At 61.5% G+C, this 16,897-nt stretch carries 12 protein-coding genes and 2 pseudogenes; 2 read left to right on the top strand and 12 right to left on the bottom strand.

The features are described 5' to 3' along the window. Positions 1-45 precede the first annotated feature (45 nt). From CKW29_RS04485 to arcD (CKW29_RS04465), 5 genes are all read right to left on the bottom strand, one after another. Positions 46-408: a DUF5064 family protein gene (locus CKW29_RS04485; RefSeq protein WP_095145264.1), complete on the bottom strand. Its 363-nt coding sequence runs from the start codon at positions 406-408 to the stop codon at positions 46-48. 12 nt (positions 409-420) lie between these two features. Next, positions 421-1,350, bottom strand: coding sequence for a carbamate kinase (gene arcC / locus CKW29_RS04480; protein ID WP_095145265.1), 930 nt, complete (start codon positions 1,348-1,350; stop codon positions 421-423). Positions 1,351-1,409: 59 nt separating this feature from the next. Next, positions 1,410-2,420 carry an ornithine carbamoyltransferase gene (locus tag CKW29_RS04475; RefSeq protein ID WP_095145266.1) on the bottom strand — a complete coding sequence of 337 codons (1,011 nt, stop codon included), beginning with the start codon at positions 2,418-2,420 and terminating at the stop codon, positions 1,410-1,412. A 67-nt stretch (positions 2,421-2,487) separates the two neighbouring features. Next, complete coding sequence (gene arcA, locus CKW29_RS04470) at positions 2,488-3,744, bottom strand: arginine deiminase (RefSeq protein ID WP_095147991.1); 1,257 nt, start codon at positions 3,742-3,744, stop codon at positions 2,488-2,490. A gap of 36 nt (positions 3,745-3,780) precedes the next feature. After that, complete coding sequence (gene arcD, locus CKW29_RS04465) at positions 3,781-5,208, bottom strand: arginine-ornithine antiporter (protein ID WP_095145268.1); 1,428 nt, start codon at positions 5,206-5,208, stop codon at positions 3,781-3,783. A 436-nt stretch (positions 5,209-5,644) separates the two neighbouring features. Here arcD (CKW29_RS04465) and arcD (CKW29_RS04460) point away from each other — a divergent pair, with 436 nt between their 5' ends. Next, the gene (gene arcD, locus CKW29_RS04460) at positions 5,645-7,072 is read left to right on the top strand and encodes an arginine-ornithine antiporter (RefSeq protein WP_095145269.1); all 1,428 of its coding nucleotides are present in this window, start codon (positions 5,645-5,647) and stop codon (positions 7,070-7,072) included. Then, the gene (locus tag CKW29_RS04455; protein WP_095145270.1) at positions 7,069-7,938 is read left to right on the top strand and encodes a DNA-3-methyladenine glycosylase; all 870 of its coding nucleotides are present in this window, start codon (positions 7,069-7,071) and stop codon (positions 7,936-7,938) included. Before arcD (CKW29_RS04460) ends, CKW29_RS04455 begins: the two co-directional genes overlap by 4 nt. Positions 7,939-7,978: 40 nt before the next feature. Here the strand turns inward: CKW29_RS04455 and CKW29_RS04450 are convergent, their stop codons facing one another. The 7 genes and pseudogenes from CKW29_RS04450 to CKW29_RS04425 form a co-directional block, all read right to left on the bottom strand. Then, positions 7,979-9,325 (bottom strand): CoA transferase, encoded by a 1,347-nt coding sequence (locus CKW29_RS04450; RefSeq protein ID WP_095145271.1) that lies wholly within the window; start codon positions 9,323-9,325, stop codon positions 7,979-7,981. 86 nt (positions 9,326-9,411) lie between these two features. Further along, positions 9,412-9,942: pseudogene (locus tag CKW29_RS26250) on the bottom strand (methyl-accepting chemotaxis protein); the annotation flags it as partial. Positions 9,943-10,317: 375 nt separating this feature from the next. Next, a pseudogene (locus CKW29_RS26245) lies at positions 10,318-11,277 on the bottom strand (chemotaxis protein); the annotation flags it as partial. Positions 11,278-11,775: 498 nt separating this feature from the next. Further along, complete coding sequence (locus CKW29_RS04440) at positions 11,776-12,171, bottom strand: YbaN family protein (protein ID WP_095145273.1); 396 nt, start codon at positions 12,169-12,171, stop codon at positions 11,776-11,778. A gap of 252 nt (positions 12,172-12,423) precedes the next feature. Beyond that, positions 12,424-13,032: a biliverdin-producing heme oxygenase gene (locus CKW29_RS04435; RefSeq protein WP_095145274.1), complete on the bottom strand. Its 609-nt coding sequence runs from the start codon at positions 13,030-13,032 to the stop codon at positions 12,424-12,426. Positions 13,033-13,154: 122 nt separating this feature from the next. Next, entirely contained in the window at positions 13,155-15,743 is a 2,589-nt protein-coding gene (locus CKW29_RS04430) for a TonB-dependent receptor (RefSeq protein ID WP_095147990.1), read from the bottom strand. A gap of 135 nt (positions 15,744-15,878) precedes the next feature. After that, positions 15,879-16,850 (bottom strand): FecR domain-containing protein, encoded by a 972-nt coding sequence (locus CKW29_RS04425; RefSeq protein WP_095147989.1) that lies wholly within the window; start codon positions 16,848-16,850, stop codon positions 15,879-15,881. Positions 16,851-16,897 lie beyond the last annotated feature (47 nt).

Raw genomic sequence — 16,897 nt, 5'->3', positions numbered from 1 at the left:
CGGATCCCTGAGGGAGCGGTCAAACCGCTCCCTCAGGTCGCTGGGTTATTCGAAATGTTCGGGGTTTACCGGGTCGCCCGATTTCATATTCAACTGCACCCGTATGTCTTCAAACATCAAATCGTAATGTTTGTGAACCGAGCCGATCTGGCTGTGTGTCTTTGGAATGCCGTACTTCTCGGCGATTTTTGTCACGTTGTTGGCGAAATTGTAGGCCTCCTCCTTGGGCAGGAAGAACGACTCGCTCATGTCCTTGCCCTGAATGCTGCCATGCATGGTGAACTGAATGCCTTTTTCGCCCTTGGGGTTCTTGCTGACTTCATAGTCGAGGTGCAGGTTGTAGCTGACATCATCCGGGGTCAGTGCATGACGCTCGATGTGCAAGTGGCCTGGCTCAAACTGTGCCATAGACGTCTCTCCTTACAGGTAAGTAATGCCAGGCTTGGACGTACTGATACGGGTACCGGCCTTGCCCTGGACAATCGCTTCGATGTCCGAGAGTGAACCGATTACCGCGACTTTGCCAGTGTTGCGAGCGAACTCGCAGGCGGCTTGAACCTTGGGCCCCATGGAACCTGCCGCGAAGCCGAGTTTTTCCATTTCGTCCGGGTGTGCCTGGGCGATGGCTTTCTGGGTCGGCTTGCCGAAATCAATGTACGCGGCATTGACGTCGGTGGCGATCACCAGCAAATCACCTTCCAGCTGTTCGGCCAGCAGCGCCGAGCACAGGTCCTTGTCGATCACCGCTTCGATGCCCTTGAGCTTGCGGTTCTCGTCGTACATGGTCGGAATGCCGCCACCGCCGGCGCAGATCACGATGCTGCCCTGGTCCAGCAGCCACTTGATCGGACGGATCTCGAAGATGCGCTTGGGTTTCGGGCTGGCCACCACGCGGCGGAACTTGTCGCCATCGGGGGCAATCGCCCAGCCTTTTTCGGCGGCCAGTGCTTCGGCTTCGGCCTTGGTGTAGACCGGGCCGATCGGCTTGCTCGGGTTCTTGAACGCCGGGTCGTTGGCGTCGACTTCAACCTGGGTCAGGAGGGTCGCGAACGGCACCTCGAAGGCCAGCAGGTTGCCCAGTTCCTGTTCGATGATGTAGCCGATCATGCCTTCGGTTTCGGCACCGAGCACGTCCAGCGGGTAAGGGGAGACGGAGGTGTAGGCCGCAGCTTGCAGCGACAGCAGGCCGACTTGCGGGCCATTACCGTGAGCGATCACCAGCTGATTGCCAGGGTGGATCTTGGCGATCTGCTCAGTGGCGATCCGGATATTGGCGCGTTGATTGTCCGCAGTCATGGGTTCACCACGACGCAGGAGGGCGTTACCGCCCAAGGCAACGACGATACGCATAATTGCAGTCCTTCCCAGAGTGATCGTTCCCACGCAGAGCGTGGGAACGATCGGGTACGTTAAAGATCAGCCAGGGTCGATACCAGGATCGCCTTGATGGTGTGCATGCGGTTTTCCGCTTGCTCAAAGGCGATACAGGCCGGCGATTCGAACACGTCGTCAGTGACTTCGATACCGTTGGCCAGATGCGGGTATTGCTCGGCGATCTGTTTGCCGATCTTGGTGTCGCTGTTGTGGAAGGCCGGCAGGCAGTGCATGAACTTGGTGCGTGGGTTGCCGGTGGCTTTCATCAGTTCAGCGTTGACCTGGTATGGCAGCAATTGCTTGATACGTTCGGCCCAGGCTTCAACCGGTTCGCCCATCGAGACCCAGACGTCGGTGTGGATGAAGTCCACGCCTTTGACCGCGGCTTTCGGGTCTTCGGTCAGGGTGATGCGGGCGCCGCTTTCTTCTGCGTATTGCTTGCAGCGAGCGACCAGGTCGTCCGCCGGCCACAGGGCCTTGGGTGCGCAGATACGTACGTCCATGCCCAGCTTGGCGCCGACCAGCAGCAGCGAGTTACCCATGTTGTTACGCGCGTCGCCCAGGTAGGCGTAGCTGATGTCGTGGATCGGCTTGTCGGCGTGCTCACGCATGGTCAGGACGTCGGCGATCATTTGGGTCGGGTGGTACTCATCGGTCAGGCCGTTGAACACCGGTACACCGGCAAACTTGGCCAGTTCTTCGACGATTTCCTGCTTGAAGCCACGGTATTCGATAGCGTCGTACATGCGCCCCAGAACGCGGGCGGTGTCCTTCATGCTTTCTTTGTGGCCGATCTGCGAGGAGTTCGGGTCGATGTAGGTCACGTTGGCGCCCTGGTCATAGGCCGCGACCTCGAACGCACAGCGGGTGCGGGTCGAGGTCTTTTCGAAGATCAGCGCGATGTTGTTGCCTTTGAGGTGTTGCTGCTCGGTACCGGTGTACTTGGCGCGCTTGAGGTCGCGGGACAGGTCGAGCAGATAGCGCAATTCGCGAGGGGTGTGGTGTTCCAGGCTCAGCAGATTGCGGTTATGAATATTGAAAGCCATTTTGGATCTCCTTGGGTTTCGGTTATCCCCAAGGCCCCGCCGGATAGGCGCGGGCCTTGGCTAAAGGTTAGTAATCGATTGGGTCGCGCACGATCGGGCAGGTCATGCAGTGGCCGCCGCCACGGCCGCGGCCGAGCTCGCTGGCGCTGATGGTGATGACCTCGATCCCGGCCTTGCGCAGCAGGGTATTGGTGTAGGTGTTGCGGTCGTAACCGATCACCACGCCAGGCTCCACGGCCACCACGTTGTTGCCGTCGTCCCACTGCTCGCGTTCGGCGGCGAAGCTGTTGCCACCGGTTTCCACGACGCGCAGGGTCTTGAGGTTGAGGGACTCGGCAACCACTTCGATGAAGGTTTTGTTTTCCCGGCGCACGTCCATACCATAAGGCTTGCTGCTGTCAGGACGAATCACGAACGGCACGATTTCCTTGACCACCTCAGGGAAGACAGTGACCAGGTCGCGGTCGCAGAAGCTGAACACGGTGTCCAGGTGCATCGCCGCGCGGGATTTCGGCAGGCCGGCGACCACGACTTTCTCAACGGCGCCTTTGGCGAACAGCGACTGGGCCAGTTGGGCGATAGCCTGGCGCGAGGTCCGCTCGCCCATGCCGATCAACACTACGCCATTGCCGATAGGCATGACGTCGCCGCCTTCGAGGGTGGCCTGACCGTGATCCTTGTCCGGATCGCCGTACCAGACTTCGAATTCGGCACCGATGAACTCAGGGTGGAATTTGTAGATGGCGGTCGTCAGCAGGGTTTCCTGGCGTCGTGCCGGCCAGTACATCGGGTTGAGTGTCACGCCGCCATAGATCCAGCAGGTGGTGTCGCGGGTGAACTGGGTGTTGGGCAGCGGCGGCAGCAGGAAGCTGGAGTGACCCAGGTAGTCGCGGTACATCTTGATGATGCTGGAACCTTCGCTGTCCGGCAGGTCTTCACCGGCCACACCGCCAATCAGGAACTCGGCCAGCTTGCGTGGCTCAAGGCCTTCGAGCCAGCTGCGCACTTCGTTGCACAGGCCGACACCCACGGTGTCCGGGGTGATCTTGCGGTCCAGAATCCACTTCAGGGCTTCCGGGTTCTGGATGGTCTCGGTCAGCAGGTTGTGCATTTCCAGGACTTCGACACCGCGCTCACGCATCTTGGTCACGAAGTCGAAATGGTCACGCTTGGCCTGGTTGACCCAGATAACGTCATCGAAAAGCAGCTCGTCACAGTTGTTCGGGGTCAGCCGCTGGTGGGCCAGGCCCGGGGAGCAAACCATGACTTTGCGTAGTTTGCCGGCTTCGGAATGTACGCCGTACTTAACTTTTTCCGTGCTCATTACAGTGATCCTCCAGATGACAAAACAAACTTGGTGTTACAGGGTCAGGAAGCCGTCGTAGAGACCGTAGGCTGCCACCAGGGCGCCAACGACCACCATGGCGAAAATCAGCTTCTCGACGTTGGTGAAAACCGGTTTGCCCAACTCGTGCTTGGCCTTGGCGAACAGGATCACGCCAGGGGCATAGAGCAGGGCGGACAGCAGCAGGTACTTCAACCCGCCGGCATAAATCAGCCAGACCGCATAGACCAGGGCGATGCCGCCGATGATCAGGTCCTTCTTGCGCTCGGCCAGGGCGTTCTCGTATGTCTCGCCGCGCACCGCCAGCAGCAGGGCGTAGGCCGCCGACCAGAGGTAAGGCACCAGGATCATCGAGGTGGCGAGGTAGATCAGCGACAGGTAAGTACTGGCCGAAAACAGGGTGATGATCAGGAACACCTGCACCATCACGTTGGTCAGCCACAAGGCATTGACCGGTACGTGGTTGGCGTTTTCCTTTCTCAGGAACTCCGGCATGGTGTGGTCTTTGGCGGCGGCGAACATGATCTCCGCACACAGCAGGACCCACGACAGCAGTGCGCCAAGCAGGGAGATGATCAGGCCGACGCTGATCAGCACCGCACCCCAGTGACCGACCACATGCTCAAGCACGGCGGCCATCGACGGGTTCTGCAGTTTGGCCAGTTCCGGTTGGGTCATGATGCCCAGCGACAGTACGTTCACCAGCACCAGGAACAGCAGCACGGTGATGAAGCCGATCACGGTGGCTTTACCGACGTCAGAACGCTTTTCGGCACGGGCGGAGAAGATGCTCGCGCCTTCGATACCGATGAACACCCAGACGGTGACCAGCATCATGTTGCGCACCTGGTCCATTACGCTGCCCAGGTCAGGGTTTTTCAGGCCCCAAATGTCGGCGGTGAAGATATCCAGCTTGAACGCGAACACCGCGATCAGGACAAACAGCAACAGCGGTACGACCTTGGCGACGGTGGTCACCAGGTTGATGAACGCCGCTTCCTTGATCCCCCGCAAGACGAGGAAATGCACGGCCCACAACAGCACCGAGGCACCGATCACAGCGGCTACGGTATTGCCCTCCCCAAAAATCGGGAAGAAGTAGCCCAAGGTGCTGAACAGCAGCACGAAGTAACCGACGTTCCCCAGCCAGGCACTGATCCAGTAGCCCCAGGCGGAAGAGAAACCCATATAGTCGCCGAAACCGGCCTTGGCGTAGGCGTAGACACCGCCGTCCAGGTCAGGCTTGCGATTGGCCAGTGTCTGGAAGACAAATGCCAGGGTCAACATACCGACAGCGGTGATTGCCCAACCAATCAGGACGGCACCGACATCGGCACTTGCCGCCATGTTTTGTGGCAAAGAGAAGATCCCGCCACCAATCATTGAGCCGACCACCAGCGCGACTAAGGCACCAAGTCGTAGTTTTCCGGGAGATTCAGACATTGCGTGACTCCAATGCAGGAGAAGTGAGACCACAGAGTAGAACTGCTTGCGTTTCCATCAGCTGACGTAGATCAGTTCATTGCGACATTCCATTGTTAATGAGTGACTTATGAATGCTTGCGGAACGGACTGAGAAGCCTCTCCCAGAGGCCTCGGATGGATTGGAACGGGAATTGTTGCTATTGCTGCAGGTTATGAAGCTAGTTCGTTTTCCAGAATCTGCAAATTTTTGGCGTCTGTTTTCAGTACAGCATGGATTTATCTGGAATAAGCCATAAAACTGGCGAAAATACCCAGGCGGCATAGATGAGACAGTTCTAAAAGCGGTCTATTTTTTATCCGTGTCTGATAAACGATATGTCGCGCTGGATAATTAATCGGGTGAACCCTTGTTATGGTTCGCCAACATGACAAACAGTCGATTTGAGAGGTGACGATGTCGCAACCGGCGCAAAAGCTACGACTCAGTGCGTTGATCGCCCTGGTGGTCGGCTCAATGATTGGCGGGGGGATTTTCTCCTTGCCACAGAACATGGCGGCTCGCGCTGACGCCGGGGCGATCCTGATCGGTTGGGCCATCACGGCCGTGGGCATGTTGACCCTGGCGTTTGTCTTCCAGACCCTGGCCAACCGCAAGCCCGAATTGGACTCCGGGGTCTATGCCTACGCCAAGGCCGGCTTTGGCGACTACATGGGGTTTTCATCCGCGTGGGGCTACTGGATCAGTGCCTGGCTGGGGAACGTCGGCTACTTCGTGCTGCTGTTCAGCACCCTGGGCTATTTCTTTCCGGTTTTCGGCCAGGGCAACACGCCGATTGCCATCGGCTGCGCTTCGCTGTTGCTGTGGGCCGTGCATTTTCTGGTGATGCGCGGGATCAAGGAGGCGGCGTTCATCAACCAGGTGACCACCGTGGCCAAGATCGTGCCGCTGGTGATGTTCGTCGTGATTGCCGCGGTGGCGTTCAAGGCGGATGTGTTCACCCGTGACATCTGGGGGCACAGCAACCCGAACTTCGGCAGTGTGATGGATCAGGTGCGCAACATGATGCTGGTCACGGTGTTCGTGTTCATCGGCATCGAGGGCGCAAGCGTCTACTCGGCCCGTGCCGAAAAGCGTTCGGATGTGGGTCGGGCCACGGTCATCGGTTTTATCGGGGTGCTGGCCTTGCTGGTGCTGGTCAACGTGTTGTCGCTGGGCATCATGACCCAGCCGGAACTGGCCAACCTGCAGAACCCGTCGCTGGCGGCGGTGCTGGAGCACATTGTCGGGCCCTGGGGAGCGTTGCTGATCAGCCTCGGCCTGGCGGTTTCCCTGTTAGGCGCTTTGCTATCGTGGGCGTTGCTGTGCGCCGAGATCTTGTTCGCCACGGCCCGGGACAAGACCATGCCGGCATTCCTGAGAAAGGAAAACGCCAACCACGTGCCGGTCAATGCCTTGTGGCTGACCAACGTGATGATCCAGATCTTCCTGCTGATCACCCTGTTTTCCGAAGGCACCTACACCAGCCTGATCTATCTGGCCTCGTCGATGATCCTGGTGCCCTACCTGTGGTCGGCAGCGTATGCGGTGTTGTTGAGCGGGCGTGGCGAAACCTATGAACACGCGTCCGCCGAGCGCACCAAGGACCTGATCATCGGTGCCATCGCACTCAGTTACGCGGTCTGGTTGCTGTACGCCGGCGGGGTCAAGTACCTGCTGTTGTCGGCGCTGCTGTATGCGCCGGGGGTGATTCTGTTCGCCAAGGCCAAGCGGGAGCAGGGCCAGCCACTGTTCACCCACATCGAGAAGGGTATCTTTGCCTGCGTCATCGCGGGCGCCGGGTTGGCGGCCTATGGACTGTACAGTGGTGTGCTGTCGTTGTGAGGCTGCGGCTCGACTATCAGGGGGCCTATGACTGGCCGGCGATGCTGGGGTTTCTAGCGGCCCGGGCGATTGCCGGGCTGGAGACGGTGGTCGATGGCGTGTATTCGCGCAGCATCAGTCTGGATGGTGTGCACGGCACGTTTTCGATCACCCAGGCGCAGGGTGACGCCCTGGACGTCGTGCTGCGGTTTCCTGACATTTTTGCAGTACCGGAAATTGTACGGCGGCTGCGGCGGATGTTCGATCTGGACGCCGACTTGCCCGGGATTCATCGGCACCTGTCGACGGACCCGCTGATGGCGCGGTTGATTGCCAGGCATCCCGGTCTGCGGGTGCCCGGGGCCTGGGATGGCCTGGAGCTGGCGATTCGCGCAGTGCTGGGGCAACAGATCAGCGTCGGCGCGGCGATCAGGCTGGCGGGCAAACTGGTTGCGCAGTATGGCGAGCGTCTGCAGCCGTCATTCGCGCCGCTGACCCATGTCTTTCCGTCGAGCCGGGTGCTGGCCGAGGCGGATCTGGCGGCCCTCGGTATGCCCCGAAGCCGTGGGCGGACCTTGTCGGGGGTGGCGCAGGCATTGCTCGACGATCCCCGGTTGTTCGAGCCCAAAGGTGATTTACCCGCCTGCACCACGCCATTGCTGGCGCTGTGGGGCGTCGGCGACTGGACGGCGCAGTACATCGCCTTGCGGCAGATGCGTGAAGCCGATGCCTTTCCTTCAGGGGATGTGGGCTTGATCAACGCACTGACGGCGCTGGAAGGCGGGCCGGTGACGCCGGGCGGGTTGTTGGCCCGCGCCGAGACCTGGCGGCCGTACCGGGCGTATGCGGCGCAGGTGTTGTGGACGTCGTTGAGTCGAGCCGACTGAGTTTCAAGCGGTCATCGCGAGCACGTTCGTGGAGTGATCCTCACCACTGTGCCCGATGGGCGCCCAGTTCCCCGGCCGGTATTGCCCACTGCAACGGCGTTGCGCTGATCTTCAGCGGTACGTGCAAGCGATGCGCCGGGCCCCAGGCCGTTTGCTCGATCAGCGAGCCCCGATCACGAGCGTCTTCAGCCCGCAGCGGCGCCCCGGTCCCGGGGCCTTGTTCAATCAGCAATTTCGCTGTTCGCGCCAATGACAAGCGTGCCGCAGCCCCTTGTCCGGTTTTCAGGCGCTGGGTCAGTGCCATGATCGCGCTGGCGGCCATCAAGTAGCCGGTGGCGTGGTCGAGTGCTTGAACGGGCAGCGGGGTGGGTGTGCCAGCATGCTTCCAGTGCATGCCGGCCTCAGCGATGCCGCAGCTCATTTGCACCAAGCTGTCGAAGCCCCGACGATGCTGCCACGGGCCGCTCCAGCCGTAGGCATTGAGGCTGATGTCGATCAAGCCCGGGGCGAGTTTCTGTCGTTCGCTGGCGCCGTAACCGAGGCGTTTCAGGGCGTCGGCACGGTAGCCATGCAGCAGGACATCGGCCTCCTTGAGCAGGTGTTCAAATACCTGGCGTTCGCTACTGTCGTGCAGGTTCAGGCGCGCGCAGCGTTTGCCGAGGGTGACTTCCGGAATTACACCGGGTTCGTTCCAGTGCGGTGGATCGATACGCAGCACATCGGCGCCCAGGCCCGCGAGGAATCGGCTGGCAATGGGGCCGGCCAGCACGCGGGTCAGGTCCAGTACCTTGATGCCCGCCAAGGGTTGCGCGACCGAGCCTTGCCAGGCTGGCGAACGTGCGCTGCCAGCGGTTGGGCGATCAATCAGCGGTTCTGCGTTGACCGCTATCCCTTGGGGGTGCGCCTGCCAGGCTTGCCATGAACGCATTTGCGCGGCGCAACCACCGGCTTCGACCACCGCACGCTCCAGATCGTCTTTCGCCCATTGCGCGACCTTGGCGGCCATCGACTTACGGTCGGCACAGGCACCGAGGACCGATTCGGCGGCGGCACGATGGTGCGGGGCGTTGGTGTGCAGGCGGATCCAGCCATCGTGGGCCGCGTAGTCACCCGCGATCGGGTCCCACAGCGGCGGCACGCTCCAGCCCAGTGGGCGCAGCGAGGTGGAAAACCAGAACGAAGCGAGGCGACGGTCGACTTCAAGGGCCGGCAGGCGCCCGGTCTGTTGCCGCAGCAGTTCGCTGACGGCCTGGCCGGCCGCCGCGATGCTGGCGCAGGCCAGGTCGGTGACGGCAAACGCCGAGGGCAGGGCGCCGTCGGCGGTGAACGTGATGGCGGTCGCAGGCAACCCGAGCGCGGCTTGAATGGACGTCAGGAAATCGGTCATCGAAGGCCCTCCGCAAGAGAGGGCTGAGCATAGAGCAATTGTGGCGAGCGAGCCTGCTCCCTCGCCGCAGGGGAGCATTCAGCCTTTTATACCCGGAACTGATCCATCAGTTTCATCTGCTGGGTGGCCAGTGAGTTCAATTGGCTGCTGATCTGCGCCGACTCGGTGGCTTGTTCGGTCAGGGTTTCGGTGACGGTGCGAATCGCCGAGACATTGCGGTTGACCTCTTCGGCCACGGCGCTCTGCTGTTCGGCGGCGCTGGCGATCTGCAGGTTCATGTCGCTGATCACCGTGACCGCTTCGCTGATCTTGCCCAATGCCTGCACAGCTTGCTGGATCTGCCCGGCGTTGCTGTGGGCCTGGGTCTGGCTTGAGTGCATGGTGGCGACCACGCCGCGGGTGCCGCTCTGAATCCGTTCGATCACCAAGCGAATTTCCTCGACCGAGTCCTGGGTACGCTTGGCCAGGTTGCGCACTTCATCGGCCACTACCGCAAAACCACGACCGCTTTCCCCGGCGCGGGCCGCCTCGATGGCGGCGTTGAGGGCCAGCAGGTTGGTCTGTTCAGCGATGCTGCGGATCACCTCCAGTACCGAACCGATCTGCTCGCTGTTCACCGCCAGCGCTTCGACTTCGGTCACGGCCTTGCTGACTTCCTCGGCCAGTTGGTTGATGTCGCGGGTGCTGCGTTCGATGATCGCCATCCCGTCACGGGCCGATTGGTCAGCCCCCTTGGCGGCGTTGGCGGCATTCGAAGCGCTGTTGGCCACGTCATGGGCGGTGGCGCTCATTTCATTGGACGCCGTGGCGACCTGGTCGATTTCGCGGAACTGCACCTGCATGCCTTCGCTGGTCTGGCGTGCGATTTCCGAAGACTGGTCGGCGGTGCCACGGGCGTCGGTGATGCTTTGCTTGATCTGCGCGATGGTGGGTTGCAGCTTGTCGAGGAAACGGTTGAACCAGCTCACCAGTTCGCCCAGTTCGTCTTGCTTGCTGTAGTTCAGGCGTTGGGTCAGGTCACCGTCGCCGCTGGCAATGGCCTTGAGCATGGTCGCGACGCTGTTGATCGGCCGGGTCACGCCGGAGGCGGTCAGCCAGATCAGCAACAGGCCGAGCACCCCGGCACCAATGGCCACGGCCAGGGTTTTGAAGGTGCCGCTGTTTTGGGCGTCGTCGAGCACGGCTTGCAGTTTGACCGAGTCGGCTAGCAGCACCTGCCGTGGCAGGTCGATCACCACGCCCCAGGCCTTGGTGTCGGCAATCGGGCTGACCGGGAACACCGCGCGAATCAGCTCGCCCTGCCTGAGGATGTTCGGGCTACCGGCCGCGAGCTGTTGCAGCACCGCCTTGCCGTCGCTGCCGAGGGTATCGCTGATGCTTTTACCGACGTGTTTGGCGTCGGTGCTGTAGGCGGCCAGTACCCCGCTGCCGGACACGATCAGCATGTGCCCGGCACCGTTGAACAGTGCGTGCTGGGCGTTGACGGCAGCCGCTTGCAACGCGTCGAGGGCGATGTCGATACCGATCACGCCGATGGCTTTGCCATCGACCAGCAGCGGTATGGAAATGGTGGTCATCAACATTTCCTTGCCGTTGACGGTGTCGGCGTAAGGGTCCAGCAGGCAGGTGCGTTTGCTGTCGCGTGGGCAGGTGTACCAACTGTTGTAGGGCGTGCCACTGAGGTTCAGGGTGGTTTTGGTCATGTCGTCTTCGACCATGACCGTGTTGATCCCCTGACCTGCGGCGCGGCTCCAGTAGCTGGCAAAGCGTCCGGCCTCGTTGGACACCCGGGCGGCGTCGTTGGCGAACTCGCTGTCCTTGCCGTCCAGGGCGTTGGGTTCGTAGGCCAGCCAGATACCCAGCACCCCAGTGTTGCGTTCGAAGGCGGTTTTCAGGCTCTGGTTCAACGCCTCACGCAGGGCCCCGGCGTCGAGCGAGCGGTGAGCGGCCATGGCGCGCAGGTCCGCCACTTGATCGGCGAGGGCGGTCACCACCAACAGGCTTTCGCCGAACGTCTTCTGTACCCGTACCGCTTGCTCTGCGGCCCTGGCCTGCAGCAGGTTCTCGACACTGGCGGTCAGCATGCGTGTGCTGGAGGTGCTGACAAGCTCATCGTTCTGATTGGTCTGGTAGATGTTCATACCGACAATCAGCCCGACCACACCCAGCAGGCACAGTCCGGACAACAGCACGATTTTAAGGCGGATGGAAAGAGAGTCGAACATGGGGCGATCTCGCGAATGGATGACTGGTTGGCATCGGGTCGGTGTCGACCTCTTCGCCAAATCCATTCAGCGCCATGTTTGTCACATCGGCTTACTGTTAGCGGGCATGAATTGAAACCGATGAACGGTCATGTGTTTGTCATGAATAGCGGATGTTTTGGCAGGATCAGTGGCTTATCGAGCTGTTTTTAGCGCGTTTTCGTTGAGAAAAATTAACGCGTGATCTCAGGTCGTGGGTGCCAGGGACTCCGGCCGGGACCAGATCCACAGATTGCCCAGGCTCATGCCGGCGATGGCCAGGTAGACCGGCCAGCCATGGTCGAGCATCACCAGCATCAGCCCGGCGCACAGCAACATGCTGACGGTGGCGCTGACTTTGGCCCGGCGGGCGATGATTTTGCCGTTGCGCCAGTTGCTCAGGATCGGTCCGAACAGGCGATGGTTTTCCAGCCACGCACTCAAGCGTGGTGAGCTTTTGGTCGCCGCCCAGGCGGCCAGCAGGATGAACTCGGTGGTGGGCAGGCCGGGGATGACGATGGCCAGCAGACCGATGCCCAGGCTGACGTAGGCCAGCAGGCCGAAGAGGATGCGGGCGAGTTTGGAGGTGGCGAGGTGAGACATGGGACTCATGGTGACGAGTGGGGCGTTCGGTCGGCAAGGGCCGGTTCGGTTGTGCGCGGGGCACCTGTCCCGGTGGGAGCGGGCAAGCCCCAATGCCGGTCAGTTAGGCGAACGCCGACCTTTGTAGGAGCGAGCATGCTCGCGATGAACTCAAGAACAACGCGTTCAATCAGAAAGCACGCGTTATCGTTAACGTCCATCGCGAGCACGCTCGCTCCTACCGGCATTGGGGCAAGCCCGTTCCCTCATGAGTCAGGCCAATTCAGGTGCGGTGGCGTACGCCTGTTCCAGCAGCACGGTGAAACGGTTGAACGCGTCAATCGCGCCTTTCTCTACCGCCGCTTCTTCTTCGGCGCTGAACGCCAGGCCGTCGAGGGTCTTGACGAAGCTCTTCCAGCCTTCGGCGCGACCACCGGCCGGCTCGCCCAGGTGACGGGCACCGAAGGTTTCGCTCAGGCCCAGGCCAACTGCACGCTTGATCAGGAATGCCGCACCGAGTTTCGAACCTTCGGAAACGAAGACCCAGCCCAGGGCCTCGGCCTTGCCCGGGTTTTTCACGGCGCCGGCCACTGGCGCTGGAACCTCGGTTTCCAGGTCGGCCAGGTCAGCCTTGGCCGCCTCGGCGCGGCAGCGTTGCGGCAGGTCGGGCACGATGGCGGTCAGATCCGCATCGTTGTACAGCGACACCAGCTCCGACTGGAACAGGTACTGGGCCACGACGAAACGAGCAAAGTTTGCCTGGGTTTCAAAGGGCGCATGGGCTTTGACCAGGGCATCGAGTTTGGCGTGCGGCTCGTGGGTGATCTGGTTCAGGCGTTGTGAGCGCAGGCTCGCGCATTGGGTGGTGTCGACAGCAGTCATGTAGAAGTCCTTGAGAATGAGATGCGCTTGGTAACTAGACGAACCAGTGAGCGCTGCACAGTAAAAATCCTCACTGCGCCTTGTATAGAAAACGCAGTGAGTGACCTTTCACGGTGTGGTGATCAGATATCCCAGATCAGGTTGATCGCGAAGTTGCGGCCTGGCTCGGTCAGGCGGTCCAGGTTGGCCGGGCTGAGCATGGCGGCCTCACCCACGCTGTCGTAGCCGCGTACGTTGTCCCACTGCCAGTACTTCTTGTCGGCCAGGTTGTACACGCCCGCACTGACTGTCACGTCGTCGGTGACCTTGTAGAAACCGGCCAGGTCGAGCACACCGTAGCCGGGGGTCTTGAACTGGCTGCTGACGCCGTCCGGCGACTTGAAGCTGCTGTCGTCGACCAGGTTTTTCTTCTGCACCAGGGTCCAATTGAGCAAGGCGCCGTAGCTGTCCTGCTCATAACCCAGGCCGAACACGCCGGTCATCGGGTTGATGGAGTTCAGTGGCTCGCCGGTGTCGTCGTTGCGCCCGTGGGCATAGGCAATCGAGCCTTGGGTGTAGAGGCCCTGGGGTGCGCCGAAGACGTCCAGGTTCAGGCGGCCCTTGAGTTCCACACCCTTGATGGTCGCATGCTTGATGTTGTTGCTCTGGAATGTCAGCTCGTTGTAGCCAGGGGTGACGGCGTCTTCGTTGATGAAGTCGCGGTACTTGTTATAGAACACCGCCACATCGAAGTTGCCCGCCTCGAAGTTGCCGCGCAGACCGGTCTCGTAGCTCTGGCTTTTTTCCGGTTCCAGGTCCGGGTTCGGCGCGATGTTGTAGCCGATGGTGCTGTTCTCGAAGCGACCGTACAGCGCCTTGGCCGTTGGGGTGCGGAAGCCTTCGGCGTACTGGCCGTACCAGGTGTAGTTGTCGGTCAGGGCGTAGGTCAGGCCGAACCTGGGCGAGACGCGGTTCCAGGTCTTGTTCTCGTCGCTGACCGTGCCACGTCCGTCGGGGGACACGGTGTTGAGGAACTCCTGGGTGACGTGCGGCTTGAGTTCGGTGTAGTCGTAGCGCAGGCCCGGCAGGAAGGTCCAGTTGTTCCAGCTGATCTGGTCCTGGGCGAACAGGCTGTAGGTGTTGATGGTCGGGTCCGGGAAGTCGCTGGATTTTTTCAGGGTATCGGTGGGGCTGATGGCACCGATGGCGCTGCAGCCACCTCCTACCGCCAGACAGTAGCCGCTACCGCTGCGCGAGCCGGTGACTTTCTCCTGCTTGAGGGTGGTGCCGTAGGTCAGCACGTGGCTGGTTTCGCCAAGGGCAAACGCCTTGTCCAGTTGCGCATCGAATACCCATTGTTTTTCTTCATACAGGGTTTCGCGGGTCCGCATCACGTGGCGGATGATCGGAAAGTAGTTTTCCAGGGTGCTCTGGTCGGTCTTGGCGATCTGATAGTTCAGCGTCCATTTGACGTTGTCGGCCAGCAGGGAGTCGAGGGCGAAGGTGTTTTCCAGGCCATAGCGTTCGCGGGTAATGGTGTCGTTACCGGTGCGCGAGCGGTACATGCCCATTGGCTGGCCGTTGTTGAACGGGCCGCCGATGGCGCTTTGCTGATCGGTGTCGCGGTCGTCCTTGTACTTCTCGTACGTCAGGCCCAGGCGTGCGTCGTCGGCGTAGTTCCAGCCGGCCTTGGCCAGTACGTTGGTGGTGCGCACGTCTTCCGGGTTGGCGGCGGTACGGTCCAGGCCGGTGCCGTTGTAGTGGTCGTAGGACTCGGTTTCATGACCGTCGCGCTGGCTGAAGTGCAGCAAGCCGTCGAACTGCTCGGCGCGACCTGCGACGGTGGCGGATTTCAACCAGCTGTCATCGGCGGAGCTGTAGCCGGTTTTCAGGCGGGCACCGGTGTCCTGGCCTGGCTTGATGATGTCGTCCGGGTCGAGGGTGAAGTAGCTCACCGCACCGCCGATGGCGTTGCTGCCGTACAACACCGAGGCCGGGCCACGCAGGATTTCCACGCGCTTGACGATTTCCGGGTCCACGTAGTTGCGCTGGGTCTTGGCATAGGGGCCGTTGAAGAAACCGTTGGGAATCTCGACACCGTCGACCTGGGTCAGGATCCGGTCGCCGTCGATACCCCGGATGTTGTAGCCGCTGATGCCGCCCCGGGTGCCGGTGCCGCCGACCGAAACACCCGGTTCGTAGCGCACCAGGTCCTTGATGGTATTGACGTTGTTGCGGTCCAGTTCTTCGCGGGTATGCACGGTGACAGTGGCCGGCACGCTGTCGACACTCTGCTCCTGGCGCGTGGCGCTGATGGTCATCTGTTGCAGGGCAACGGTGCCACCGAGGTTGCGCTTCTCCAGCACGATGTTGTTACTGCCCAGCTTGCGATAGCTCAGGTTGGTCCCCGCCAACAGGCGATCCAGGGCTTTTTCCGGTGTCAGTGCGCCCTGAACCCCCGGCGAGGCAACACCTTCGGCCAGCTCAGCCGACAAGCCGACCTGCCAGCCCGTGACGGTGGTGAAGGCGTTGAGGGCCGACACCAGTGGCTGCTGGGCAATGGCGAAGGTGTAGTCGCCCATGTTGCGGCTGGGCTGTTGGGTCGCAGTGGCGGCCATGACAGGCGCCGCTTGCGCCCCGGCCAGCAGGATAGCCGCGGTCAGCAGGGACAGCGTGCAGTGCTGCACGCGAGCGGAAGGTGACGAGGATCGGTGGGTGAGGCGAGGGGACATCGAGAGCGCTCCGTGTCGCACGAATCGTATAGGTGCAGATCGGCATCAATGATGCGAATCAATTGCATTGGCTAAGACGAGACGTACAGGGCTGCGCTATCGAGTAAAAATAATTCTCATTCAGTACGTGGCGGGTTAATTCAGGATCACCAGCGCCGGAAACTCCTGGAGCCTGGCCGAGGTGATGTGGGCCAGCGAGCGGACCACGTCCAGCGGTTGGTCCAGCCGGTAATTGCCGGTCACCGCGACGTTGGCCAGTTGTTCGTTGGTGTTGATGATCCAGCCCGGGTAGTAGCGACGCAGTTCGGCCAGCACCTGGTTCAACGGGCAGTTTTCAAACACCAGTCGCCCCTGGACCCAGGCCAGGTCGGTCGCCGGGTCGAGCCTGGCCGGCTGGTCGAAGCCATTGGGGCCGATCCGGATGCTTTCGCCCGCGCTCAGGCGGACACGGGCGTCGCTGTGGGCACTGCGCAAGTCGACATCGCCCCGTTGCACGCGGACCTGGGCGATACCGTCCAGGTAACGCACGGCAAACGTCGTGTCGCGCACGCTGGCGGTGACAGGCCCTGCATCGATCTCCAGCGGCAGGCCGGGATTGGCGGCGACCTCGAAGTAGGCTTCGCCCTGATACAGGCGGGCAACACGTCGCTGATCGTCGATGGTGCTGGAGAACGCCGAGTTGGTGTTGAGCAGTACTTTTGAACCGTCCTCGAGCTGCAAGCGCTGACGCTCGCCGATCACGGTCAGGTGATCGGCCTGCAGGCGCATCGGCAGGTTGCTGAAGCTGAACAAGCCGAGGATCAGCACCGCCGCCGTGGCCAGCGGTTTCCAGTGCGGGCGCAGGCGCCCGAGCACGCTGACTTTTTGCTTGGCGGTATTGAGGGTCTGGGCGCACTGCGCGACCTGCGGGCCTTCCCAGATGGCCTGGGCCCTGGCGAACGCCTCGGCGTTGCACGGGGCGGCGGCGAGCCACGCCTGGAACTCGCGGGTTTGCGCTTCGCTCGGACTGTCCAGCACGATCAGCCAGTCCAGCGCCTGATCCATCGCGCGGGTACTGGCAGCGTCCCGCGCCGAGGCTGGCGGGTGGGAGGGCGGGGTGTCCGTCACGGGTGTTCCTCGACCGCGTCTGCGCACGGCTGGTTTTTAATTGGGGT

Source organism: Pseudomonas sp. Irchel s3a18, assembly GCF_900187535.1.
Lineage (GTDB): Bacteria > Pseudomonadota > Gammaproteobacteria > Pseudomonadales > Pseudomonadaceae > Aquipseudomonas.
The sequence above is the reverse complement of the archived record's forward strand: the minus strand, read 5'-3'. Positions and strand labels throughout refer to the sequence as shown.

Bases quoted from the DNA above. Each gene is read 5' to 3' on its own strand.
- CKW29_RS04485 (WP_095145264.1), bottom strand. From the start codon at position 408: ATGGCACAGTTTGAGCCAGGCCACTTGCACATCGAGCGTCATGCACTG.
- arcC (WP_095145265.1), bottom strand. From the start codon at position 1,350: ATGCGTATCGTCGTTGCCTTGGGCGGTAACGCCCTCCTGCGTCGTGGT.
- CKW29_RS04475 (WP_095145266.1), bottom strand. From the start codon at position 2,420: ATGGCTTTCAATATTCATAACCGCAATCTGCTGAGCCTGGAACACCAC.
- arcA (WP_095147991.1), bottom strand. From the start codon at position 3,744: ATGAGCACGGAAAAAGTTAAGTACGGCGTACATTCCGAAGCCGGCAAA.
- arcD (WP_095145268.1), bottom strand. From the start codon at position 5,208: ATGTCTGAATCTCCCGGAAAACTACGACTTGGTGCCTTAGTCGCGCTG.
- arcD (WP_095145269.1), top strand. From the start codon at position 5,645: ATGTCGCAACCGGCGCAAAAGCTACGACTCAGTGCGTTGATCGCCCTG.
- CKW29_RS04450 (WP_095145271.1), bottom strand. From the start codon at position 9,325: ATGACCGATTTCCTGACGTCCATTCAAGCCGCGCTCGGGTTGCCTGCG.
- CKW29_RS04440 (WP_095145273.1), bottom strand. From the start codon at position 12,171: ATGTCTCACCTCGCCACCTCCAAACTCGCCCGCATCCTCTTCGGCCTG.
- CKW29_RS04435 (WP_095145274.1), bottom strand. From the start codon at position 13,032: ATGACTGCTGTCGACACCACCCAATGCGCGAGCCTGCGCTCACAACGC.
- CKW29_RS04430 (WP_095147990.1), bottom strand. From the start codon at position 15,743: ATGTCCCCTCGCCTCACCCACCGATCCTCGTCACCTTCCGCTCGCGTG.